This window comes from Actinoplanes auranticolor (assembly GCF_018332655.1).
GTDB lineage: Bacteria > Actinomycetota > Actinomycetes > Mycobacteriales > Micromonosporaceae > Actinoplanes > Actinoplanes auranticolor.
Genome location: NZ_BOQL01000109.1, coordinates 1 through 909, shown reverse-complemented (window position 1 = coordinate 909; position 909 = coordinate 1). Strand labels below are relative to the sequence as shown.

General features: G+C 66.9%; 1 protein-coding gene. It reads left to right on the top strand.

Going from position 1 to position 909, the window contains the following annotated elements:
- Nucleotides 1-909: glycoside hydrolase family 10 protein (locus Aau02nite_RS45730; protein ID WP_212994976.1), on the top strand; the 909-nt coding region annotated here is incomplete at both ends.

Below are 909 nucleotides of genomic sequence, written 5' to 3'. Positions count from 1 at the left end.
GCCGAGGCAGCCAGCACGCTGGGTGCTTCGGCGGCCCAGACCGGCCGGTACTTCGGTGCCGCGATCGCCGGTGGCCGGCTCGGTGACTCGACCTACACCCGGATCCTGACCACCGAGTTCAACTCCGTCACCGCCGAGAACGAGATGAAGTGGGACGCCACCGAACCCTCCCAGGGCCGGTTCACCTACACCAACGGCGACCGCATCCTCAACCAGGGCATCGCCATGGGCGCCAAAGTCCGCGGCCACGCCCTGCTCTGGCACCAGCAACAACCCGGCTGGGCCCAATCACTGTCCGGCACCGCCCTGCGTAACGCCGCGATCAACCACGTCACCCAGGTCGCCACCCACTACCGCGGCCGAATCCACTCCTGGGACGTCGTCAACGAAGCCTTCGCCGACGGTGGTAGCGGCGCCCGGCGCGACTCCAACCTGCAACGCACCGGCAACGACTGGATCGAAGCCGCGTTCCGCGCCGCCCGCGCCGCCGACCCGGCCGCCAAACTCTGCTACAACGACTACAACACCGACGGGATCAACGCCAAGTCGACCGGCATCTACAACATGGTCCGCGACTTCAAAGCCCGCGGCGTACCCATCGACTGCGTCGGCCTGCAATCGCACCTGGGCACCAGCATCGACTCCACCTACCAGGCCAACATTCAACGGTTCGCCGATCTGGGCGTCGATGTCCAGATCACCGAACTCGACGTCCAGCAGGGCGGCAACCAGGCCAACATCTACGCCACCGTCACCCGAGCCTGCCTGGCCGTAGCCCGCTGCACCGGCATCACCGTCTGGGGTATCCGCGACACCGACTCCTGGCGTGATGACAACCCGCTGCTGTTCGACGGCTCCGGCAACAAGAAAGCCGCCTACACCTCCGTCCTCAACGCCCTCAACGCCGGC